Origin of the sequence: Streptomyces sp. NPDC052299 (genome assembly GCF_040679335.1) — a bacterium.
In the GTDB taxonomy this organism is placed as follows: domain Bacteria; phylum Actinomycetota; class Actinomycetes; order Streptomycetales; family Streptomycetaceae; genus Streptomyces.
Map to the genome: position 1 here is coordinate 353,535 of NZ_JBFAUP010000003.1, position 20,815 is coordinate 374,349.

Sequence of the window (20,815 nt, forward strand, 5' to 3'; positions counted from 1 at the left end):
TACGCGTCAGTGCGAGTGACCGTGGCCGTGGCCCGCGGCCTCCGGCTCCTCCTCGGCCGGCTTCTCGACGACCAGGGTCTCGGTCGTGAGCAGCAGCGACGCGATGGACGCGGCGTTCTCCAGGGCGGAGCGGGTGACCTTGACCGGGTCGATGACGCCGGCCTTCACCAGGTCGCCGTACTCGCCGGTCGCGGCGTTGAAGCCCTGGCCCTTGTCGAGCTCGGAGACCTTCGAGGTGATGACGTAGCCCTCGAGGCCGGCGTTCTCGGCGATCCAGCGCAGCGGCTCGACGGCGGCGCGGCGGACGACCGCGACACCGGTGGCCTCGTCGCCGGTCTTGCCGAGGTTGCCCTCGAGGACCTTGACGGCGTGGACGATGGCGGAGCCACCACCGGAGACGATGCCCTCCTCGACCGCGGCGCGGGTCGCGGAGATGGCGTCCTCCAGACGGTGCTTCTTCTCCTTGAGCTCGACCTCGGTGGCGGCACCGACGCGGATCACGCAGACCCCGCCGGCCAGCTTCGCCAGGCGCTCCTGAAGCTTCTCGCGGTCCCAGTCGGAGTCCGTGGCCTCGATCTCGGCCTTGATCTGGTTGACGCGGCCGGCGACCTCGTCGGACTTGCCGCCACCGTCGACGATGGTGGTGTCGTCCTTGGTGACGGTCACGCGGCGGGCGGTGCCCAGCACGTCCAGACCGGCCTGGTCGAGCTTGAGGCCGACCTCCTCGGCGATGACGGTCGCACCGGTGAGGGTGGCGATGTCGCCGAGCATGGCCTTGCGGCGGTCACCGAAGCCCGGCGCCTTGACGGCGACGGCGTTGAACGTGCCGCGGATCTTGTTGACGACCAGGGTCGACAGGGCCTCGCCCTCGACGTCCTCGGCGATGATCAGCAGCGGCTTGGAGCCACCGGCCTGGATGACCTTCTCGAGGAGCGGCAGCAGCTCCTGGATCGAGCCGATCTTGCCCTGGTGGATCAGGATGTACGGGTCGTCGAGGACGGCCTCCATGCGCTCCTGGTCGGTCACCATGTACGGGGACAGGTAGCCCTTGTCGAAGGCCATGCCCTCGGTGAAGTCGAGGTCCAGGCCGAAGGTGTTGGACTCCTCGACGGTGATGACACCGTCCTTGCCGACCTTGTCCATCGCGTCCGCGATGAGCTCGCCGACCTGCGGGTCCTGCGCGGAGAGCGCGGCGACGGCGGCGATGTCGGACTTGTCGTCGATCGGGCGGGCGGTCGCGAGGAGCTCCTCGGACACGGCCTTGACCGCGGCGTCGATGCCCTTCTTCAGGGCGGCCGGGGAGGCGCCGGCGGCGACGTTGCGCAGCCCCTCGCGGACGAGCGCCTGGGCGAGGACGGTGGCGGTGGTGGTGCCGTCACCCGCGACGTCGTTGGTCTTGGTGGCGACCTCCTTCACCAGCTGGGCACCGAGGTTCTCGTACGGGTCGTCCAGCTCGACCTCGCGCGCGATGGTGACACCGTCGTTGGTGATGGTGGGGGCACCGAACTTCTTGTCGATGACGACGTTGCGGCCCTTGGGGCCGATCGTCACCTTGACCGTGTCGGCAAGCTTGTTGACGCCGCGCTCAAGGGCGCGACGGGCGTCCTCGTCGAACTTCAGGATCTTCGCCATGGAGCTGAACTGTTCCTCTCAAAACAAAGAACTGCGCCCCTGCCGCCCGGCTGGTTAGTTCGCAGGGGGCCAGGGGCGCAGAACAGAAGCAAACGTGGGTGAATTACTTCTCGATGATCGCGAGGACGTCGCGCGCCGAGAGGACGAGGTACTCCTCGCCGTTGTACTTCACCTCGGTGCCGCCGTACTTGCTGTACAGCACGACATCGCCGGTCTTGACGTCGAGCGGCAGGCGCTCGCCGTTCTCGAAGCGGCCCGGGCCCACGGCCAGGACGACGCCCTCCTGGGGCTTCTCCTTGGCGGTGTCCGGGATAACCAGGCCGGAGGCCGTGGTCTGCTCGGCGTCGAGCGGCTGGACCACGATGCGGTCCTCGAGCGGCTTGATCGCAACCTTGGAGCTGGCGGTCGACACGATCCGGTCTCCCCCTTCGGAGATCTCACGGGGTTTAACAGTCTTTGGGGTGGCGACCAGGTGAGCCCGTCGTCGCGGGTGCCGGACCTGCCGGTCGCACAGTACTGCTGGCACTCTCCAGTGGGGAGTGCCAGCACTGAGACTATGACCGTGATTAGCACTCGGTCAAGCGGAGTGCCAATTCACGCCCCTCGTGGCGTACCCGGGGGCCGTACGGCTGCGGCCGGGCAACGTTCCGGACACCGTAGGGACAACGCCGGGGCCGCCCGGACCGTTCCGGTGGACGGTGGGGGCATGCGCATACGAACCTCCGGCCGCCCGGCCCCCTCGCGCCCCGGCCCGGTGCTGACCGGCTGCCTCGACGCGGTGCTCGGCCTGCTGCTCATCGCGCTGGAGGCGGTGGTCAGCGGGGTCCTCTTCTATGCGTACACGGGCTCCGACCCCCGGCCGCCGAACCCGGACATGGCGGAGGCCGGACCGCCCGGGACGGACTGGTCCGGCACTCTCGTCCTGGCGGCCATCACGGCGGTGGCCTGCCTGATCGGCGTGGTGCTGCTGCGCCACGGGCTGCCGATCGCGGGGGTCGTCCAGCTGACCGGCGCGTGCCTGCTGCTGGTCCTCACGCTGACGGCCTGGCACAGCGCCCGCGAGGACGCGCACCGGGAGCCCGGGGCCGCCCGCGCGTACGCCGCCTCCTATACGTAGTCCTCCAGGCGGGCGACGGAGTAGCCCTGGTCCGTGATGACCTTCATGACGGAGCGGATCAGGTCGGGCATGCTCCCCTTCCAGTCCGCCTTGCCGCGGAAGTGCGTGAGGATGATGTCGCCGGGGTGCAGCTTCCGGTCCTCCTCGCGCCACTCCATGTGGTCGGGGAACGCCTCCGCCTCCCACAGCGGCACGGCGGTGATGCCGCAGGACTTGGCGACCTTCAGCGTGTCGGTGTTGTAGTTGCCGTACGGCGGCCGGAAGAGCCGGGGCCGCTTGCCGAACTGCTCCTGCAGGATGTCCTGCTGGTCGCAGATCTCGCGCTTCTGCTCGTCGTGGGAGAGGCCCGGCAGGTAGCGGTGGTTGAGCGTGTGGTTGCCGAGCACGGTCCCGCGCGACTGGGCGTCCTTGAAGTACGTGTAGTCGTCGCGCACCAGATAGTCGGTGAGGAAGGCGCTGTACGGGATGTTCAGCTCCGACATCATCTTCAGCAGCTCGGGGTCCTTGTCGTCCCCGTCGTCCATGGTCAGGAAGACGACCTTGTCCGTGGTGGGGACCCGGGTGAAGACCGGCGGCAGCGAGTCGTCCTGGCCGGAGACCTCGAAGCCCTTGCGGGTCGTGATGTGCGGCTTCTTCGCGGGCGGCACGGGCGCCGCGAGCGGCGTGCTCGCCAGGCCCCACTTCTTGGCGGCGACCGCACGGGCCGCCTGGGCCAGCTTCGCCCGCTCCGCCTGCGCCGCGCGGGTGCCGAGCGCCCCGGCCGCCGGTTCCGCCTGCGGGCCCGCCTGACCGGCCTGGCCGGCCTGGAGCTTCGCGCTCCGGGCGGCGGTGTCCGTGTCGCCCCCGGCCGCGCAGCCGGACGCGGCGGCGGCGACCAGGAGCGCGGCGAGAACCGCGTAACCCGGTCTGCGCCGCAGGCGGTCCCGCCCTCGCCGCCGCACGCCCGTCACTGCACCCGTTTCACGCCCATTCATGGCCAATTTGTCCTTTTGTCGTACTGGCTGCATGGCGCCGGATCCTGCCAGTACGTGACGGGGCATCGGCTCCGACACCGCCGCCGGGCGCGCGCGGTCCCCCGGCTGGCTCACACCGGGGCGGCCGAAAGGCCTTCAGCGGTGGGCGCCGCCGCCCTGCGCGACCGGCGGGGGCGGTGCGCTCGCCCCGGCCAGCGTCCGCACGATCCAGCGCCGGTGCCAGAACGCCTTGAAGACGCCGACGAGCCCGACGAGCCAGGCCAGCAGCCCGAGCCCCATGATCAGCGCCATCAGCCCGTACGTGTCCTCGCCCCGGACCGCCCCCGCGGGCACGACGACGCAGAGGTAGAGGCCCAGCGCGCCGAGCGCGAAGGAGGGCAGCAGCCACCCCAGCGTCGTGCCGGGGAGCCGGAGTCCGGCGTCGCGGGCGGGGTCGCGGTCCAGCTCGCCCCACTGCGTGAGCAGCCGGCGCAGCGCCACGTCCCGGCGCAGTCCGGACACGAGCAGGATCACCGCCGGGATCAGGGCGGCGGCGCCCATCGCGAGCAGCACCACGCCCAGGATCGCGCTGATGAAGTCGTACGACTCCTCGAAGGTGATGATCGCCGTCCCGATGAACGACCAGCCGATCGCGCCGAGCGCCCCCCACAGCCACAGCATCCCGAGCCGGCCCGGTCCGGTGTGCGCCTTGACCAGCACGCCGAGCAGGAAGGACCGGTCGGCGAGCAGCGCGTCCCGGTCGGGCCAGGAACGTATCTCCACGGGCGGCGGGGGCGGCGGCAGCACGAAGCGGGGCGACATGGGGCCGACCCTATCGAGCACCCCTGGCCCCAATTGCCGGGCGGGGATCAGGCGTTGCGGATGGCCTCGATGTCCAGGCGCTTCATGCCGAGCATGGCCTTCATCGCGCGGGCGGCCTTCTCCGGGTCCGGGTCGCCCAGGGCCTCACCGAGGCCCGGCGGGACGATCTGCCAGAAGAGGCCGTACTTGTCCTTGAGCCAGCCGCACTGGATCTCCTGCCCGCCGCCGGAGGTGAGCTCGTCCCACAGCCGGTCCACCTCCTCCTGCGAGTCGCACTCGACGGAGAGCGAGGCGGCCTCGTTGAAGGTGAACTCGGGCCCGCCGTCGAACGCGACGTACTCCGCGCCGTCCAGCTGGAACCTCACGGTCATCGCCTTTCCGGCCTCGCCGGGGCTCGCGGCGGTCCAGCGGGTGGTCTCCAGGACGCGCGAGTCGCCGCCGATGACGGAGACGTAGTAGTCGGCCGCTTCCTCGATCAGGTCCTTCGGGAACCACAGGAACGTGGTGACCTTCTGCATGGTCCTCTCCTCACGTACAGGGGCAAAGTGCCGTGAAGGGTAGACCGCGGAAGCGTCCGGAACTCATCGACCTGCCGGGTCCCCCAGCGATTCGAAGCGCCAGCGGTGGACCGGCCGGGTGACGAGGCCCGGATCGGGCTCGGGCAGCTCCGGCAGCTCGTCGGCGTACGAGCCCCGCCACCAGGTGATCACGAGGACCCGGTCCTGCGGGGCACGCAGCAGCTCGCTGCGGAGCGGGGGGCGGGGCAGCCCGGCGGCGCGGGCGCGGGCCCACTCCGCCAGCTCGCCGCCCCGGCCCTCGGCGGCGCGGGCCTCCCACATCAGGGCGGTGACCGGGGCGCTCATGAGTAGAGGTTGTCCTTGCTGATCTCGTGCACGTGGTCGTGGTCGTGCGTGTGGGCGCCCGGGACGTGGGTCTCGGTGACGGGGAGCGAGGAGTCGGCGGACAGCTCCAGGTCGGAGGCGGGCCGGTTGCGGGCGACCATCTCGGCGCCGAGCGCGGCGACCATCGCCCCGTTGTCGGTGCACAGCTTGGGGCGGGGCACGCGCAGCCGGATGCCGGCCCGCTCGCACCGCTCCTCGGCGAGCGCGCGCAGCCGGGAGTTGGCCGCGACGCCGCCGCCGATCATCAGGTGGTCGACGCCCTCGTCCTTGCAGGCGCGGACGGCCTTGCGGGTGAGCACGTCGACCACGGCCTCCTGGAAGGACGCGGCCACGTCCCGGACCGGCACGTCCTCGCCGGCCGCCCGCTTGGCCTCGATCCAGCGGGCGACGGAGGTCTTCAGGCCGGAGAACGAGAAGTCGTACGCGGGGTCGCGCGAGCCGGTGAGCCCGCGCGGGAAGGCGATGGCGGCCGGGTCGCCCTCGCGGGCGAGGCGGTCGATGACCGGGCCGCCGGGGAAGCCGAGGTCGAGGACCCGGGCGATCTTGTCGAACGCCTCGCCCGCCGCGTCGTCGATGGTCGCGCCGAGCGGCCGCACGTCGTTGGTGATGTCCGGCGCGAGCAGCAGCGAGGAGTGCCCGCCGCTGACCAGGAGCGCCATGGTGGGCTCGGGCAGCGGGCCGTGCTCCAGCTGGTCGACGCAGATGTGGGAGGCCAGGTGGTTGACCCCGTACAGCGGCTTGTTCAGCGCGTACGCGTACGCCTTGGCGGCGGAGACGCCGACGAGCAGGGCGCCCGCGAGGCCGGGTCCGGCGGTGACCGCGATGCCGTCGAGGTCGCGGCCGCTGACCCCGGCCTCCTTCAAGGCGCGCTCGATGGTGGGGACCATCGCCTCCAGGTGGGCGCGGGAGGCGATCTCGGGGACGACGCCGCCGAAGCGGGCGTGGGTGTCGACGCTGGAGGCGACGGCGTCCGCGAGGAGCGTGGTCCCCCGGACGATGCCGACCCCGGTTTCGTCGCAGGAGGTCTCGATGCCGAGTACGAGGGGTTCGTCAGCCATCAGTGGGTCCCGTTTTCTTCTGCTTCTTCGTGTACGTGGAGGCGCATGACGAGCGCGTCGATGTTGCCCGGCTGGTAGTAGCCGCGGCGGAAGCCGATCGGTTCGAAGCCGAAGCGTTCGTAGAGCTTCTGGGCGCGGGTGTTGTCGACGCGGACCTCCAGCAGCACCTCGGCGCACTCGAAGGCCGTGGCGTGCCGGAGCAGGTCGGTCAGCAGCTCGGAGCCGAGCCCGCCGCCCCAGTGGTCGCGGGCGACCGCGATCGTCTGTACGTCGGCGAGGTCACCGGCGGCCGCGAGGCCCGCGTATCCGACGATCCGGCCGGTGCCCGGCTCCTCGGCGACGACGTAGCGGCGGGTGGCCGCCGGGCCGCGCGCGTGGGCCAGCTCGGACCAGAACATGCCCGCCGACCAGGCGTCCTCCGGGAACAGCTCGTGCTCCAGGGCGAGCACGGGGTCGATGTCCCACCAGCGCATCTCGCGCAGCACCGCGGTCGTGACGGTCACTTCGGGGTGACCACCTTGTAGTTCTTCGGGACCTGCGCGTCGGGCCTGCGGAGGTAGAGCGGCTGCGGCGGCAGCAGCTCCTCGCCGGCCGCGAGGCGTTCGGCGGCGAGGCCCGCGAGGGCGCCCGCAGCGAGGTGTTCCGGGCCGCGCGCGTCCGGGAACGCCTCCGGATAGAGCACCGCGCCCGCGCCGACGACCGGGAGGCCCGCGAGCTGGTCCGCAATGTCGGCGGGCCGGTCGACCGAGGGCCCCGCGGTCCGGGTGCGGGCGTCCTCGTACCGCGCCCAGTAGACCTCCTTGCGGCGGGCGTCCGTGGCTACGGCGAACGGACCGTCGAGTCCGGAGCGCCCGGCGGCGTACGCGAGGCCGTCCAGGGTGCACAGGCCGTGCACGGGCACGGAGAGCGCCGAGCCGAAGGTGGCGGCCGTCACCAGGCCGACGCGCAGTCCGGTGTACGGGCCGGGGCCGACGCCCACGACGACGTCCGTCACGGCGTCGAGTTTCACCCCGGCGTCGGCGAGGACCCGGTCGACGGCGGGCAGCAGCAGCTCCCCGTGCCTGCGGGCGTCGACCTGGACGGACTCGGCGACGACGCGGGTCCCGTCGTGCAGGGCGACGGTGACGGCGGGAGTGGCGGTATCCATTGCGAGCAAGAGCACGCAAACAGCCTACGGCTCCGGCGCGGCCCGCCCCGCGCCCCGTACGGCATCCCGGCCCGGGCGGCCCCGGCTGCTACCGTCACCGGGTATACGCGGAGTACGTGTAAACGCTTGTACGACTTACGGTCCGCGTACGACTTACGGTTCGCGCCTTACGGCACACGACAGCGAAAGAGGCACGCACGGTGGCAAGGGGCAGCTCGGGAATCGTGGCCGCGCTCACCGCGGCGGCCGTCGCGGTGGTCGGCTTCCTGGCGTACCAGGCTTCCGCGCATGTGCCGGACGACCTGGCGGCGAAGCCGAAGGCGTCGAGCAGCGCCTCGGCGTCGGCCCCGGCCGGGGAGCACGGCAAGGCGAAGCCGAAGAAGGACCCGCTGGCCGTTCCCGCCGAGTCCGGCAGCGGCATGCGGGTCGTATACGCGCTGAAGGACCGCCGGGTGTGGCTGGTGGACGCGAAGGGCAAGGCGTCCCGGACGTTCAAGGTGATGCCCAGCTCGGTGAGCGCCGTGCCGGGCACCTACGCGGTGACCTCGCGGTCGGGCAGCGTGAAGGGGTCGGACGGGGTGCCGATCGAGCACGTCGTGCGGTTCGCCACCGTGAACGACGTGACGATCGGCTTCAGCGCCGCGCAGGACGGGTCGATGGAGGAGCCGGACCCCACGGTGAAGGCGGGGGGCGTACGGATGTCCCGGGCCGACGGGGACGCGGTGTGGCGGTTCGCCACGGTGGGGGCGAAGGTGGTCGTGGTCCCGTAGCCGGGGGCGTCCTCAATCGCCGGACGGGCTTGACTGTGCGGGCCGTCGTCGGCCCGCGTCAAGGATGTCCTCAATCGCCGGACGGGCTTGATTTTGCCGCCCGTCCGGATTTTGCCGTGCGGGCGGAGGGGTTGATACCGCGGTTGCCGCCGCCGTCGCGGCCAGCAGGGTGCTCGTCGGCACCGCCGCTCGCGGCGGGCCGGTCTTTCGGTCGGATGTCGGCATGGCGCCTCCTGGGGCTCCGGCTCCGGTGGGGCGTGGTTAGGTAGACCTAACTACGCTCTCGTCCTCCATGTCACCATGCCCGCCCCGTCCCGCGCAACATTTTGCCGACACCGCGTCGGAAACCGTGGGTCCGCTCAGCCCCAGGGCGCCCAGGACTCGTTGCGCAGCCCGGCCCAGCGCGCCCCGACGCCCACCAGGGTCACCGTGCGGCGCTCGTCGTCGGTGTCCCCCACCGCGCGGTCGATGTACACCTGGAGCCGGTCGTCCGAAAGCTCCTCGACCTTGCCGTCGCCCCACTCCACGACCACCACGGACTCCGGCAGCGAGACGTCGAGGTCCAGGTCCTCCATCTCGTCCAGACCGCCGCCCAGCCGGTACGCGTCGACGTGGACCAGCGCGGGCCCCCCGGAGAGCGACGGGTGGACGCGGGCGATCACGAACGTGGGGGACGTCACCGCGCCCCGCACCCCCAGGCCCTCGCCGAGCCCCCGGGTCAGGGTCGTCTTGCCGGCGCCCAGCTCACCGGTGAGCATCACGAGGTCGCCGGGGCGCAGCGCGGCGGCGAGCCGGCGGCCCAGGGCCCGCATCTGTTCGGGGGATTCGAGGGCGAGGCGCACGCTGACGGCGCCGGGGACATGTCCGTACGCGGTGGCCTCAGTGGCCGCCGGGCTGTTCTGCGGTTCCATGCCCGCCAACGTTAGAGGACTCCGGTACGGCCCCGGCCCGCACCAGCAGGTCCGCGAGCCGGTCGGTCACGGTCTCGGGGTGCTCCAGCATCACCAGGTGCCCGGCGTCCGGCACGATGACGAGTTCCGCGTCGGGCAGCAGGTCCGCGATGGCCTCGCTGTGCGAGCTGGGCGTCACGAGGTCCTTGTCACCGGCCAGGACGAGGACCGGGATGTCGCGGAAGAGGGGCAGGGCCGCGCTCTTGTCGTGCTCCGCGAAGGCCGGGTAGAACTCGGCGACCACGTCGATCGGGGTGGACTCGATGAGCCGTTCCGCGAACCGCGCGACGGCCGGGTCCACGTCCCGGGAGCCGAAGGAGTACCGCTTGATCAGCCCGGCGAACAGGTCGGCGGTCGCCCGGCGCCCCCGCTCCACCAGCTCCGCCTGCGAGCCGAGCGCCCGCAGCACTCCGGGGAGGACGCGCCGCACGACGTTGACGCCCATCACGGGCAGCCCGAAGCTGACCTCGTCGAGCTTCCCGCTCGACGTGCCGACGAAGGCGACGGCGACGACCCGGTCGCGGAGCAGCTCCGGGTACTGGTCGGCGAGCGCCATGATCGTCATGCCGCCCATCGAGTGGCCGACGAGGACGAGCGGGCCCTCGGGGGCGGCGGCGTCGATGACGGCCTTGAGGTCGCGGCCGAGCTGGTCGATGCCGACGGGCACCCCGCCCCCGGCGCGGGCCTGGGCCCGGCCGCGCTCGGAGCGGCCGTGGCTGCGCTGGTCCCAGTGGACGGTGCGCACGATGCCGCGCAGGGCGGCGCGCTGGAAGTGCCAGGAGTCCTGGCCCAGGCAGTAGCCGTGGCTGAAGACGACGGTGACGGGGGCGGGCGCCTTGCGTCCGAAGAGGCGGCGCCTGCGGGAGCCCGTGGGGGCGGGGTCCTCGGGCGTACCGGCCTCGTCCACCTCGTAGTACAGCTGGGTGCCGTCGTCGGCGGTGGCCCGGCCGGGCGCCCCGCGCAGCGAGCCGTACGGGCCGGTGGCGTCCAGGGCGAGGCGGGCGCGCTTGCGCATGCCCCGGCCGACGGTCAGCCGCTCCACGGCGACCCCGGCCGCGGCCCCGGCGGCGAGCACGCCTATGGCGGCACCGGCGATGCCCGCCCGGCGCCAGCCGGCCCCCGAGGCGGCCGCCGTCGCCATCACGTCGCCCGTGCTGATGTCGCTCACCCGTGCCCCGCTCCTCGTGGGTCGTGTCAGTCCGTCCCGGCGCCCAGATGGACGCGCGGCACCCGGCCGCCGATCCGGGTGACGATCTCGTACGCGATGGTGCCGGCGGCCTCCGCCCAGTCCTCGGCGCTCGGCTCGCCCCGGTCGCCGGGCCCGAACAGCACCGCCTCGCTGCCCGCCGCCACCTCGTCGCCGTCCAGGTCCACGACGAACTGGTCCATGGCGACCCGGCCGGCGACGGTCCGCCGCACCCCGCCGACCAGGACCGGGCCCCGGCCGGACGCGTGGCGCGGGATGCCGTCGGCGTAACCGAGGGGCACCAGGCCGAGGGTGGTCTCGCGGGGCGTCGTGTAGTGGTGGCCGTAGCTGATGCCGTGGCCGGCCGGGACCTGCTTGACCAGGGCGACGGACGCGGCGAGCGTCATCACGGGGCGCAGCCCGAAGTCGGCGGAGGTGCCCAGCTCCGGGCTGGGCGAGATGCCGTACATCGCGATCCCGGTCCGCACCAGGTCGAAGTGGGACTCGGGGACGGTCAGGGTCGCCGGGGAGTTGGCGATGTGCCGCACCTCGGGCTCGACACCGGCCTTCTCGGCGTACGCCACCATGTCGCGGAAGGTGTCGAGCTGGGCGGTGATCGAAGGGTGGCCCGGCTCGTCGGCGCAGGCGAAGTGGGACCAGAGGCCGGTGACGCGGACGGTGCCCGCGCGCTCGGCGGTGCGGGCGGCGGCGACCAGCCCGGGCCAGTCGGCGGGCTGGCACCCGGCCCGGCCGAGTCCGGTGTCTGCCTTGAGGTGGATCCGGGCGGTCCTGCCCGCCGCCGCGGCGGCCTCGGTGACCTCGTCCAGCGCCCACATCCCGCTGACCGACACGTCGACGTCGGCCTCGATCGCCTCGCGCCAGGGCCCGCCCGGCGTCCAGAGCCAGCACAGCATCGGGCCGTCGAGCCCGGCCGCGCGCAGGGCCAGCGCCTCCTGCGGGGTCGCGGTGCCCAGCCAGGCGGCGCCCGCCTCCCGTGCGGCGCGTGCGCAGGGGACCGCGCCGTGCCCGTAGGCGTCGGCCTTGACCACGGCCATGAGTTGCGCCCCGGCCGCCCGGGCACGCAGGACGCGCACGTTGGCGCGGAGTGCGGCGAGGTCGATCTCGGCACGGGCTCGCAAGGACGCTGTCTCGTTCATATCGCGCCCAGTCTCTCAGAGCCGCCCGCGCGGGCCGGTCCGGCGGGGCGCGTCAGCGGTGGCGCAGCTCGTGTTCCAGATGGTCGGCGAGGACCGGTACGTGGCTGTGCTCGACGTCCTTGACCGCCGTCACGAGCGTCACCGGGCCGCCCTCGCGGACCAGCCCGGCCAGCTCGTCCACGGCCGCCGACTCGGCCGGACCGGCGAGTTCCGCGCGGTAGCGCTCGACGAAGGCGTCGTAGCGGGTGGCGGAGCGGTCCTCGTGGTACCAGGAGCGCAGCTCGTCGGACGGGGTGAGGTCCTTGAGCCAGCGGTCGATCGCGGCCTTCTCCTTGGACACCCCGCGCGGCCACAGCCGGTCCACCAGGACGCGGGTGCCGTCGCCCTCCTCCACCCCGTCGTACACCCGGCGTACGCGCACGTCACCGCAGCTGCTCACGGCCGGTCACCTCTCCTCGGACGGTCGGGCTCCCCTCAGCTTCGCTCAGGCCCGGACGTCCCGCCACGCCCCGGGGATCGCGTCGGCGACGTCCATCGCGGCGAGCGGGGAGCCGTCGGCGGCGCGCCGGGCGGCGAGCCCGTGCAGGTAGGCCCCGGCGGAGGCGGCGTCGAGCGGGGCGAGTCCGGCGGCGAGCAGGGAGCCGGTGAGGCCGGAGAGCACGTCGCCGCTGCCCGCGGTGGCCAGCCACGGGGTGCCGGTCGGGTTGACCCGGACCGGGGTGTGCGGGGCGTCCGTAGCGATCAGGGTGGTCGAGCCCTTGAGCAGCACCGTGGCGCCGAACCGCCCGGCCAGCTCCCGGACGGCGGCGAGCCGCCCCGCCTCGACCTCCTCGCGCGCCACGCCGAGCAGCGCGGCGGCCTCCCCGGCGTGCGGGGTGAGGACGGTGGGCGCGGTGCGGCCGCGCACCACGTCCGGGTCGAGCAGCCGCAGCCCGTCCGCGTCGACCAGCACCGGCACCTCGGTGGCCAGCACGTCGGAGACGGCCTCCACCGCCTCGGTGCCGTCGCCGAGCCCGGGGCCGACGACCCACGCCTGCACCCGCCCGGCCTCCGAGGGGCGGCCCCCGTGGACCAGGGCTTCCGGATGGCGGGCGATGACCGCGTCGCCGCCGGGGCCCGCGTAGCGCACCGCGCCCGCCCCGCCGCGCAGCGCCCCGGAGACGGCGAGCACGGCGGCGCCCGGATAGCGCGCCGATCCGGCGGCGATGCCGACGACCCCGCGCCGGTACTTGTCGCTCTCGGCGGCCGGTACGGGCAGCAGGGCGGCCACGTCCGCGTACTGCAGCGCTTCCAGGTCGGGCACGGCGGGGAGTTCGGGCCCGAGGCCGATGTCCACGAGGCGCAGTGCCCCGGCCCGTTCGGCGGCCGGGTCCACGAGCAGCGCGGGCTTGTACGCGCCGAAGGTGACGGTGGCGTCCGCGCGCACCGCGTCGCCGGTCACCTCGCCGGTGTCCGCCTCGACCCCGCTGGGCAGGTCGACGGCGACGACGGGCGCGCCGTGCGCGGTGTACTTCCGGACCAGTTCGGCGGCCCCGGGGCGCAGTCCGCCGCGTCCGCCGATGCCGGTGATGGCGTCCACGACGAGGTCGATGTGCCCGGCCCAGTCCTCGTGGGCGGTGCTCGCGTCACCGTCGACCACGTGTCCCCCGGCCGCGAGCAGGGCCGCGCTGCCGCCCTCGTGGGCCCGGCCCGGGGTGACCCGCACGGCGACCACGCCCGCGCCGCGCCGGGCGAGCCGGGCCCCGGCGTACAGGGCGTCGCCGCCGTTGGCGCCGGTGCCGACGAGGAGGACGACGCGGGACCCGTAGACCCGCCCGGCCCGGCGCAGCAGGTCGGCACAGGCGGCGGCGAGCCCGGCGGCGGCGCGCTGCATCAGCGCCCCTTCGGGAAGCCGTGCCATGAGAGCCGCTTCGGCGGCCCGTACGGTGTCAACGCTGTAGGCAGTACGCATGCCTCCAACGTACGCAGGTCGAGCACCCCACGCAGGCGTCACATTCGAGCGACGACCGGCCACATCAAGCCCGTCCGGCGATTGAGGACGGAACCGGCACGCCGGAGCACCCGAAGCCGCCGGAACCGGCCGCCCCGGTCACCCCTCCGCGATGACCACCGCGGACGCGACCCCCGCGTCGTGGCTGAGCGACACGTGCCAGCTCCGCACCCCCAGCTCGGCGGCGCGAGCCGCCACCGTGCCGCGAACCCGCAGCCGCGGCTGCCCGCTCTCCTCCACGTACACCTCGGCATCGGTCCACAGCAGCCCGGCGGGCGCGCCGAGCGCCTTCGCCAGGGCCTCCTTGGCGGCGAACCGGGCGGCCAGCGAAGCGATCCCGCGCCGCTCCCCGCTCGGCAGCAGCAGCTCCGCCTCCACGAAGAGCCGGGCGGCGAGCTGCGGCGTACGCTCCAGCGCCGCGTCGAACCGCTCGATCTCCGCCACGTCGATCCCGACCCCGATGATCACGTTCCCACCCTCACTGTTTCGGCTCACTCCACGGTGACGGACTTCGCCAGGTTGCGCGGCTGGTCCACCTCGTTCCCGCGGGCCGTCGCGAGTTCGCAGGCGAAGACCTGCAACGGCACCGTGGCGACCAGCGGCTGAAGCAGCGTAGGCGTTGCGGGGATGCGGATGAGGTGGTCGGCGTACGGAACGACCTCGTCGTCGCCCTCCTCGGCGATGACGACGGTGCGGGCGCCCCGGGCCCGGATCTCCTGGATGTTCGAGACGATCTTGCCGTGCAGCACGGACCGTCCGGCCGGGGACGGGACCACGACGACGACGGGCAGCCCGTCCTCGATGAGCGCGATCGGCCCGTGCTTCAGCTCACCGGCGGCGAACCCCTCGGCGTGCATGTACGCGAGTTCCTTGAGCTTCAGCGCGCCCTCCAGGGCGACCGGGAAGCCGACGTGGCGGCCGAGGAAGAGCACGGTGTCGTGGGAGGCCAGGGACCGGGCGAGCTCGCGGACCGGCTCCATGGTCTCCAGGACCCGTTCGACCGAGCCGCTGATCTCGGAGAGCTGCCGGATCACGGTCCGGATCTCGTCGCCCCACTTGGTGCCGCGCACCTGGCCCAGGTAGAGGGCGACGAGGTAGCAGGCGACGAGCTGGGTGAGGAAGGCCTTGGTGGAGGCGACGGCGACCTCGGGCCCGGCGTGGGTGTAGAGGACGGCGTCGGACTCGCGCGGAATGGTGGAGCCGTTGGTGTTGCAGATGGCGAGGACCTTCGCGCCCTGCTCGCGGGCGTGCCGCAGGGCCATCAGGGTGTCCATGGTCTCGCCGGACTGCGAGATGGCGACGACCAGGGTGTGCGGGTCCAGGATCGGGTCGCGGTAGCGGAACTCGCTCGCGAGCTCTGTCTCGCAGGGGATGCGGGTCCAGTGCTCGATGGCGTACTTGGCGATCATCCCGGCGTGGTACGCGGTGCCGCAGGCGACGATCACCACCTTGTCGACCTCGCGCAGTTCGCCGCGCGTGATGCGGACCTCGTCCAGATGGAGGGTGCCCTCGGGGTCGATGCGGCCGAGGAGGGTGTCGGTGACGGCCTTCGGCTGCTCGGCGATCTCCTTGAGCATGAAGGACGCGTACCCGCCCTTCTCGGCGGCCGACGCGTCCCAGTCCACGTGGTATTCGCGCACCTCGGCGGGCCGGCCGTCGAAGCCGGTGACGAGGACGCCGTCCCGGCGCAGCTCCACGACCTGGTCCTGGCCGAGCTCGATCGCGGACCGGGTGTGCTCGATGAACGCGGCGACGTCCGAGGCGAGGAAGGACTCGTCGACGCCGAGGCCCACGACGAGCGGGGAGTTGCGCCGGGCGCCGACGACCACGTCGGGCGCGTCAGCGAAGACCGCGACCAGGGTGAACGCCCCTTCCAGGCGGCGGCACACCTGGCGCATGGCCTCGGCCGGCTCCCCGCTCTGGCTGTACGCCTCGGCGAGGAGGTGGGCGACGGTCTCGGTGTCGGTCTCGGAGACCAGGTCGTGGCCGCGCTCGCCGAGCTCGGTGCGCAGGGCGGCGAAGTTCTCGATGATCCCGTTGTGGACGACGGCGACGCGGCCGGCGTTGTCGAGGTGCGGGTGGGCGTTGGCGTCGGTGGGCCCGCCGTGGGTGGCCCAGCGGGTGTGCCCGATCCCGGCGGTGCCGGCCGGGACCGGGTGTTCGCCGAGCTCCTTCTCCAGGTTGACCAGCTTCCCGGCCTTCTTGGCGGCGGCGAGCCCGCCGTCGGCGAGAACGGCGATGCCGGCGGAGTCGTAGCCCCGGTACTCCAGCCGCTTGAGGCCCGCGACGACGACGTCCTGCGCCGACTGCCCGCCGACGTAACCCACGATTCCGCACATAGTGGTCCCTTCCTGGTCACAAGGCCCTGTTCTTCGCATAATCGCAGAGAACCGGTCCCACCCGCCGATTGAGCACCACGCGCCGCCACCCCTCACCCGGCCCGTACGGCCTCCGGCACGGCACCGCTCCCCGCGGCCTCCGGCGCGTCCGGCGCCTTCCGCTCCCCCTTCACCAGCAGCAGCACCGCGACGCCCGCGACGAGGCCCACCGCGCCCGCCACCACCGCGGCCGTGTTCAGCCCCGAGGCGAACGCCGTCCGCAGCGCGTGCTCCGGCATCCCCGCGGCCCGCAGCCCCGCCGCGCCGCCGCCCGCCAGCGCGTGGGACCTCGCGTCGCCCAGGCTCTCCGCCATCCGGGAGGTCAGCACCGTCCCGAGCACGGCGACCCCGAAGGCGTAACCGAGCTGGCGGAAGGTGTTGACCGCGCCGCCCGCCATCCCGGCCCGCTCCGGCGGGACCGCCGCGAGCGCCGCGCCCGCGATGGCCGGCGAGACCAGCCCCGTACCGATGCCCGCGAGCGCCAGGCCCGGGATCAGGGCGGGCCAGGAGGAGTCCGCGCCCAGGACCGCCTGGGCCAGGGTGCCGGCGCCGATGAGGGCGAGTCCGATGCCGATGGTGAGGCGCGGCTGCACCCCGTGCAGCAGCCGGCCGCCGGCGGCGGCGACCACGAAGGAGGTCGCGGCGAGCGGCAGGACCGCCAGGCCGCCCTGGACCGGGCTGAGCCCAAGGACCGTCTGCAGCCAGATCGAGGTGTACGGCAGCACGCCGAAGGCCGCCGTGTTGAAGGCCAGCGCCCCGGCCATCACCCCGGTGAACGCGGAGGTGCGGAACAGCGACAGGTCGAGCAGCGGATGCGCGACGCGCAGCTCCACGACGACGAAGCAGACCAGGGCGAGCGCGGCGATCGCGAACGTGGCCAGCGTCTGCCCGGACGCCCAGCCGGCGCTGCCCGCCCGCACGACGGCGTACGTGGCGGCCCCGGCGAACACCGCGAAGGCGGCGGTCCCCGCCCAGTCGGTGCGCCGGTCCCGCGCCCCGTGCGACTCGGGCACGGTCCGCAGGGTCAGCCAGATCGCCACGACGCTCACGGGCAGATTGACGAAGAAGATCCACCGCCAGCCGGGCCCCTCGGCGAGCAGCCCGCCGAGCACGGGCCCGATCGCGGCGGCGCCCCCGGCCACCGCGCCCCAGAGCCCGAGCGCCACGGACCGGTCCTTGCCCTGGTAGACCGAGGCCAGCAGCGGCAGCGTCGTCGCGAACATCGCGGCGGCCCCCACGCCCTGGACGGCGCGCGCCGCCACCAGCAGGCCCGGTGACGAGGCGAGCCCGCAGGCCAGCGAGGCGGCGGCGAAGAGCGCGACACCGACGACGTGGACCCTGCGCCTGCCGAGCCGGTCGGCCGCCGCGCCTATGCCGAGGAGCAGGGCGGCCAGCGCCAGGGCGTAGCCGTCGATGACCCATTGCAGATCGGAGAGCGAGGCGTCGAGCGCCCCCGCCATGTCGGGCAGCGCCACGATGACGATCGTGACGTCCAGCAGCAGCATGAACGTCCCCAGACAGACCGCGGTCAGCGGCCCCCACTTACGCATGTCCTTCGTCCTTCTCCCGTACGGATTCCGCGTGACCGGCGGCCACCCCCGTACGATCGGACCGGGCGGCCGGAATCCCCAGCCAGTGGCGCTCCGGCGCCGGAATCCGACATCGAGGGGGTCCGTGGCAGTGGAATCACCCACCCGGGGCGACGCCTTGGACCTGCGCATCCTGCACGCGCTGGAGCTGGACGCCCGCGCGCCCTTCAGCCGGATCGCGGCCGTCCTCGACGTCTCCGACCAGACGGTCGCGCGCCGCTTCCGCCGGCTGCGGGCGGAGGCGGGGCTGCGGGTGGTGGGGGTGCGGTGCGCGGCCTCCGAGGAGTCCGCGGTGCGCGGCCTCCGAGGAGTCGTTCGAGCACTGGTTGCTGCGGGTCCGGTGCGCGCCGGAGGGCGCTATGCCGATCGCGGAGGCCCTGGCCAAGCGCCCCGACACGTCGTGGATCGGGCTGACGTCGGGCGGCACGGAGGTGACGTGCACGGTCAACGTCCGCAGCCGGGACGACGCGGACGACCTGCTGATCGGCAAGCTGCCGCGCACCCCGCACATCGTGGACATCCGCGCGCACCAGCTGCTGCACCGCTTCTACGGCGGCCCGGCCGGCTGGCTGCACAAGAGCGGGGCGCTGACCCCCGAGGAGACCGCCGCCCTGACCCCGGCAGCCGCCCCGGCCCCGCCCGGCCCGGCCGTCATCACCGCCGACGACGAGCCCCTGGTCACCGCGCTGGAACGGGACGGCCGGGCCACCTACCCCGAACTCCAGCGCGCGACCGGCTTCTCCGAATCGGCGATCCGCCGCCGCCTCGCCCGCCTGGTGGCCTCCGGCGCGCTGTACGTGGACGTCGAATTCGACTCCGAGCACATCGGCTACCGCAACGCGAGCATGCTGTACGTCACCGCCGCCCCGCGCGCCCTGCACGCGGTCGGCACGGCCCTGGCCACGGACCGCGAGGTCGCCTACGCGGCGGCCACCACGGGCCCGTCCAACCTGGTCGCGGTCGTGATCACCCGCGACTCGGCCCACCTCTACCACTATCTCAGCGACCGCCTGGGCGGCCTGGACGGCGTCGAGCACGTGGAGTCGATGCCGCTGCTGCGCCGCGTGAAGCAGCTGACGTACCGGTCGTTCCGGGGGTAGCGAGGCGTCCACGCGGCCCGCCCGCAAGCTCAAGCGCGACCGCACCGCGGCACGCAGGGCCCTGACGCCCCGCACCGGCCTCGCCGCACCCAACTCGACTGTCGGCACCTATCGTTGAGCCCTCGCAGCCGCCGCTGGAAAAGAGGTTCCCGTGCACGACGCGAACGACGGGCCCGACGAGCCCATGCTGACCCACGTCCTGCCCGACGGGGTCGCCCCGGCCCAGGGCTACAGCCATGTGGTCCTGGGCGAGGGCCGGCTCGTCATGATCTCGGGGCAGGTCGCTCTGGACGAGAAGGGGAACGTGGTCGGGGAGGGTGATCCCGCCGCCCAGGCCCGCCAGGTCTTCGAGAACCTGAGGCGCTGTCTGGAAGCGGGCGGGGCGCGCTTCGCCGATGTCGCCAAGCTCAACTTCTACGTCACCGACGTGGCGTTCCTGCCCGCCGTCCGGGCCGCCCGGGACGCCCACATCGACGTGGCGCGGCCACCGGCCAGCACAGCGGTGCAGGTCGCCGCGCTCTACCGGCCGGAACTGTTCATCGAGGTGGAGGCGCTGGCCGTCCTGCCCCGGTGACCCGGTGCGCCACGGCTCTGCGCGCCGCCCCCCGGCGACCGCAGCCACCCCCCGTCCCGCGCCACCTCCCCCGCCGTACGCAGGAGCGGGGCGACCACCGGACGCGCGCCCCGGCCCCGGGTGAGCAGGTGGAGTTCGATGGCCGCTCCCCCGGTCAGCGGGCGCCAGACGAGGCCGGCGGGGAGGGTGGGGGCGGCGGAGTCCCCGACGATCGAGACCGCGTCGCCCCGGGCGACCGGGGTGTGGCCGGCGTCGAAGGACAGGGCGCGCAGCAGGAGCCGGGGCGCGGCGCCGGCCCGGTCCAGGATGCCGGTGATCGCGTCGTAGTGGCCCGGGTTGGCCTCGCGCGGGTGGATGAGGAGCGTTTCCCGGGACAGCTCCGCCGGGTCGACGGCGGGGCGCGCCGCGAGCCGGTGGCCGGCCCGCATCAGGACGCCCTGGGGCTCCAGCCGTACGAGCGTCCGCACCAGCTCCGGCGTCGGTGGCGGGCAGCGGACGAGACCCGCGTCCAGGGTGCCGTCGGCGACACCGGCCAGGATCTCGGCGGTGGACATCAGCCGGGTGTCGACGGTGATGCCGGGCAGCCGGTCCGCCAGGGCGGCGAGCAGCGCGGGGGCCGTCTCGTAGCTCGTACTCATGCTGTAGCCGAAGGCCAGCGTGCCGCTCCCGCCGCCGGCGAAGCCGCGCACGTCGCGCCAGAGGCGGTCCGCCTCTTCGCAGAGGGCCGCGCCGCGCTCCATCAACAGCCGCCCGGCCTCGGTGGGTTCGACGGAGTGCGTGGTGCGGTCGAGGAGCTGGACGCCCAACTCCTTCTCCAGCTCGCGTATCTGGCGGCTGAGCGCGGGCTGCGCGATGTGCAGCCGCTCGGCGGCGCGGGTGAAGTTCCGCTCCCCGGCCACGGCCAGGAAGTAGCGCAGGCGCCGCAGATCCGTCATGGCGAGCAGCATACGAGTGGGCGCCGGCCAGCGGTGATGCCGGACGGTTCTGGAGCGATCGGAAACAGGTCTTTCCCCGCGCCGCCCCGCACTCCCTAGCGTTCGGGCGTCAGGAAGAAGCAGTCACGGAAGGCCACACGACCATGAACAGCACCACCGCTCCCAAGGACGTCGTCCTCGACTACATGAAGACGCTCGCCTCGGGCGACCTGGACCGGCTGAGGGCGTTCTTCGACGCCGGCGTCACCTGGACGCTCGCCGGGGACCTGCCCGTCTCGGGCACCTGGACCGGCCCGGACGAGATCTTCGACGAGTTCGTGGCGACGATGACCGCCCGGCTGGTGCCGGAGTCGGTGGAGATCGAGTTCCTGGACGTGCTCGCGGAGGGCGAACGGGTCCTCGCGGAGTGGAAGACGCGCGGGCTGACCCGGAAGGGCGCCCGCTACGACCAGCACTGCCTGGCCGTTTTCACCGTGCGGGACGGCCGGATCGCCGCTGTACGGGAGCACTTCGACACCCTCCACGCCCACAACGTCGTCTTCGCCTGAGGAGTCC

The 20,815-nt window shown here is 73.5% G+C and carries 22 protein-coding genes and 1 pseudogene; 5 read left to right on the top strand and 18 right to left on the bottom strand.

Features of this window, described 5'->3' with window-relative positions:
* Positions 1–6: 6 nt before the first annotated feature.
* Together groL and groES are read right to left on the bottom strand one after the other, a co-directional pair.
* A complete protein-coding gene (gene groL / locus AB0L33_RS07120) occupies positions 7–1,632 on the bottom strand; it encodes a chaperonin GroEL (RefSeq protein WP_365678491.1) in 1,626 nt (541 codons plus the stop codon).
* Between the two features lie 103 nt (positions 1,633–1,735).
* On the bottom strand, positions 1,736–2,044 hold the full coding sequence (groES, locus tag AB0L33_RS07125) for a co-chaperone GroES (RefSeq protein ID WP_018101172.1): 309 nt from the start codon (positions 2,042–2,044) through the stop codon (positions 1,736–1,738).
* A gap of 294 nt (positions 2,045–2,338) precedes the next feature.
* Here groES and AB0L33_RS07130 point away from each other — a divergent pair, with 294 nt between their 5' ends.
* On the top strand, positions 2,339–2,749 hold the full coding sequence (locus tag AB0L33_RS07130; RefSeq protein WP_365678493.1) for a DUF6234 family protein: 411 nt from the start codon (positions 2,339–2,341) through the stop codon (positions 2,747–2,749).
* On the opposite strand, the gene AB0L33_RS07135 is transcribed toward AB0L33_RS07130, so the two are convergent.
* The 7 genes from AB0L33_RS07135 to tsaB form a co-directional block, all read right to left on the bottom strand.
* Positions 2,740–3,756, bottom strand: coding sequence for a polysaccharide deacetylase family protein (locus AB0L33_RS07135; RefSeq protein ID WP_365678495.1), 1,017 nt, complete (start codon positions 3,754–3,756; stop codon positions 2,740–2,742). The two genes, AB0L33_RS07130 and AB0L33_RS07135, sit on opposite strands and share 10 nt — an antisense overlap.
* Before the next feature lie 102 nt (positions 3,757–3,858).
* Complete coding sequence (locus AB0L33_RS07140) at positions 3,859–4,524, bottom strand: hypothetical protein (protein ID WP_365678497.1); 666 nt, start codon at positions 4,522–4,524, stop codon at positions 3,859–3,861.
* A gap of 47 nt (positions 4,525–4,571) precedes the next feature.
* On the bottom strand, positions 4,572–5,042 hold the full coding sequence (locus tag AB0L33_RS07145; RefSeq protein WP_365678499.1) for a VOC family protein: 471 nt from the start codon (positions 5,040–5,042) through the stop codon (positions 4,572–4,574).
* Positions 5,043–5,105: 63 nt separating this feature from the next.
* Positions 5,106–5,387 carry a hypothetical protein gene (locus tag AB0L33_RS07150; RefSeq protein ID WP_365678501.1) on the bottom strand — a complete coding sequence of 94 codons (282 nt, stop codon included), beginning with the start codon at positions 5,385–5,387 and terminating at the stop codon, positions 5,106–5,108.
* Positions 5,384–6,484: a tRNA (adenosine(37)-N6)-threonylcarbamoyltransferase complex transferase subunit TsaD gene (gene tsaD, locus AB0L33_RS07155; RefSeq protein WP_365678503.1), complete on the bottom strand. Its 1,101-nt coding sequence runs from the start codon at positions 6,482–6,484 to the stop codon at positions 5,384–5,386. The genes AB0L33_RS07150 and tsaD overlap by 4 nt, the downstream gene beginning before the upstream one ends.
* Positions 6,484–6,987, bottom strand: coding sequence for a ribosomal protein S18-alanine N-acetyltransferase (gene rimI, locus AB0L33_RS07160; RefSeq protein WP_365678505.1), 504 nt, complete (start codon positions 6,985–6,987; stop codon positions 6,484–6,486). Before rimI ends, tsaD begins: the two co-directional genes overlap by 1 nt.
* Positions 6,984–7,631, bottom strand: a complete 648-nt coding sequence (gene tsaB, locus AB0L33_RS07165; RefSeq protein ID WP_365678683.1) for a tRNA (adenosine(37)-N6)-threonylcarbamoyltransferase complex dimerization subunit type 1 TsaB — start codon at positions 7,629–7,631, stop codon at positions 6,984–6,986. The genes rimI and tsaB overlap by 4 nt, the downstream gene beginning before the upstream one ends.
* 224 nt (positions 7,632–7,855) lie before the next feature.
* Between tsaB and AB0L33_RS07170 the strand changes: the two genes are divergently transcribed.
* Positions 7,856–8,401 (top strand): hypothetical protein, encoded by a 546-nt coding sequence (locus AB0L33_RS07170; protein ID WP_365678685.1) that lies wholly within the window; start codon positions 7,856–7,858, stop codon positions 8,399–8,401.
* 359 nt (positions 8,402–8,760) lie between these two features.
* Here AB0L33_RS07170 and tsaE read toward each other — a convergent pair whose 3' ends face one another.
* The 8 genes from tsaE to AB0L33_RS07210 form a co-directional block, all read right to left on the bottom strand.
* Positions 8,761–9,312, bottom strand: a complete 552-nt coding sequence (tsaE, locus tag AB0L33_RS07175) for a tRNA (adenosine(37)-N6)-threonylcarbamoyltransferase complex ATPase subunit type 1 TsaE (RefSeq protein WP_365678507.1) — start codon at positions 9,310–9,312, stop codon at positions 8,761–8,763.
* On the bottom strand, positions 9,281–10,519 hold the full coding sequence (locus AB0L33_RS07180) for an alpha/beta hydrolase (protein WP_365678509.1): 1,239 nt from the start codon (positions 10,517–10,519) through the stop codon (positions 9,281–9,283). Before AB0L33_RS07180 ends, tsaE begins: the two co-directional genes overlap by 32 nt.
* Before the next feature lie 26 nt (positions 10,520–10,545).
* Positions 10,546–11,694 (bottom strand): alanine racemase, encoded by a 1,149-nt coding sequence (gene alr / locus AB0L33_RS07185; RefSeq protein ID WP_365678511.1) that lies wholly within the window; start codon positions 11,692–11,694, stop codon positions 10,546–10,548.
* 52 nt (positions 11,695–11,746) lie between these two features.
* Entirely contained in the window at positions 11,747–12,133 is a 387-nt protein-coding gene (locus AB0L33_RS07190; protein ID WP_365678513.1) for a DUF488 family protein, read from the bottom strand.
* A 45-nt stretch (positions 12,134–12,178) separates the two neighbouring features.
* On the bottom strand, positions 12,179–13,645 hold the full coding sequence (locus AB0L33_RS07195; protein WP_365678515.1) for an NAD(P)H-hydrate dehydratase: 1,467 nt from the start codon (positions 13,643–13,645) through the stop codon (positions 12,179–12,181).
* 138 nt (positions 13,646–13,783) lie between these two features.
* Positions 13,784–14,152, bottom strand: a complete 369-nt coding sequence (locus AB0L33_RS07200; RefSeq protein ID WP_365678517.1) for a holo-ACP synthase — start codon at positions 14,150–14,152, stop codon at positions 13,784–13,786.
* A 23-nt stretch (positions 14,153–14,175) separates the two neighbouring features.
* Positions 14,176–16,023, bottom strand: coding sequence for a glutamine--fructose-6-phosphate transaminase (isomerizing) (gene glmS / locus AB0L33_RS07205; RefSeq protein ID WP_365678519.1), 1,848 nt, complete (start codon positions 16,021–16,023; stop codon positions 14,176–14,178).
* Between the two features lie 92 nt (positions 16,024–16,115).
* Entirely contained in the window at positions 16,116–17,612 is a 1,497-nt protein-coding gene (locus AB0L33_RS07210) for an MFS transporter (protein WP_365678521.1), read from the bottom strand.
* A 130-nt stretch (positions 17,613–17,742) separates the two neighbouring features.
* Between AB0L33_RS07210 and AB0L33_RS07215 the strand changes: the two are divergent.
* Positions 17,743–18,751 (top strand): annotated as a pseudogene (locus AB0L33_RS07215) (Lrp/AsnC family transcriptional regulator).
* 184 nt (positions 18,752–18,935) lie between these two features.
* Positions 18,936–19,325 (top strand): RidA family protein, encoded by a 390-nt coding sequence (locus AB0L33_RS07220; RefSeq protein WP_365678687.1) that lies wholly within the window; start codon positions 18,936–18,938, stop codon positions 19,323–19,325.
* Here AB0L33_RS07220 and AB0L33_RS07225 read toward each other — a convergent pair.
* Positions 19,271–20,260, bottom strand: coding sequence for a LysR substrate-binding domain-containing protein (locus AB0L33_RS07225; RefSeq protein ID WP_365678523.1), 990 nt, complete (start codon positions 20,258–20,260; stop codon positions 19,271–19,273). The genes AB0L33_RS07220 and AB0L33_RS07225 overlap by 55 nt on opposite strands.
* A gap of 143 nt (positions 20,261–20,403) precedes the next feature.
* On the opposite strand from AB0L33_RS07225, the gene AB0L33_RS07230 reads away from it, so the two are divergent.
* Positions 20,404–20,808 carry a nuclear transport factor 2 family protein gene (locus AB0L33_RS07230; protein ID WP_365678525.1) on the top strand — a complete coding sequence of 135 codons (405 nt, stop codon included), beginning with the start codon at positions 20,404–20,406 and terminating at the stop codon, positions 20,806–20,808.
* The last annotated feature ends 7 nt before the right edge of the window (positions 20,809–20,815 follow it).

Excerpts from the sequence above, each read along its gene's own strand:
- groL (WP_365678491.1), bottom strand. The coding sequence starts at position 1,632 with ATGGCGAAGATCCTGAAGTTCGACGAGGACGCCCGTCGCGCCCTTGAG.
- AB0L33_RS07130 (WP_365678493.1), top strand. The coding sequence starts at position 2,339 with ATGCGCATACGAACCTCCGGCCGCCCGGCCCCCTCGCGCCCCGGCCCG.
- AB0L33_RS07135 (WP_365678495.1), bottom strand. The coding sequence starts at position 3,756 with ATGCAGCCAGTACGACAAAAGGACAAATTGGCCATGAATGGGCGTGAA.
- AB0L33_RS07140 (WP_365678497.1), bottom strand. The coding sequence starts at position 4,524 with ATGTCGCCCCGCTTCGTGCTGCCGCCGCCCCCGCCGCCCGTGGAGATA.
- AB0L33_RS07145 (WP_365678499.1), bottom strand. The coding sequence starts at position 5,042 with ATGCAGAAGGTCACCACGTTCCTGTGGTTCCCGAAGGACCTGATCGAG.
- AB0L33_RS07150 (WP_365678501.1), bottom strand. The coding sequence starts at position 5,387 with ATGAGCGCCCCGGTCACCGCCCTGATGTGGGAGGCCCGCGCCGCCGAG.
- tsaD (WP_365678503.1), bottom strand. The coding sequence starts at position 6,484 with ATGGCTGACGAACCCCTCGTACTCGGCATCGAGACCTCCTGCGACGAA.
- tsaB (WP_365678683.1), bottom strand. The coding sequence starts at position 7,631 with ATGGATACCGCCACTCCCGCCGTCACCGTCGCCCTGCACGACGGGACC.
- tsaE (WP_365678507.1), bottom strand. The coding sequence starts at position 9,312 with ATGGAACCGCAGAACAGCCCGGCGGCCACTGAGGCCACCGCGTACGGA.
- alr (WP_365678511.1), bottom strand. The coding sequence starts at position 11,694 with ATGAACGAGACAGCGTCCTTGCGAGCCCGTGCCGAGATCGACCTCGCC.
- AB0L33_RS07195 (WP_365678515.1), bottom strand. The coding sequence starts at position 13,645 with ATGCGTACTGCCTACAGCGTTGACACCGTACGGGCCGCCGAAGCGGCT.
- glmS (WP_365678519.1), bottom strand. The coding sequence starts at position 16,023 with ATGTGCGGAATCGTGGGTTACGTCGGCGGGCAGTCGGCGCAGGACGTC.
- AB0L33_RS07210 (WP_365678521.1), bottom strand. The coding sequence starts at position 17,612 with ATGCGTAAGTGGGGGCCGCTGACCGCGGTCTGTCTGGGGACGTTCATG.
- AB0L33_RS07220 (WP_365678687.1), top strand. The coding sequence starts at position 18,936 with ATGCTGACCCACGTCCTGCCCGACGGGGTCGCCCCGGCCCAGGGCTAC.
- AB0L33_RS07225 (WP_365678523.1), bottom strand. The coding sequence starts at position 20,260 with ATGACGGATCTGCGGCGCCTGCGCTACTTCCTGGCCGTGGCCGGGGAG.
- AB0L33_RS07230 (WP_365678525.1), top strand. The coding sequence starts at position 20,404 with ATGAACAGCACCACCGCTCCCAAGGACGTCGTCCTCGACTACATGAAG.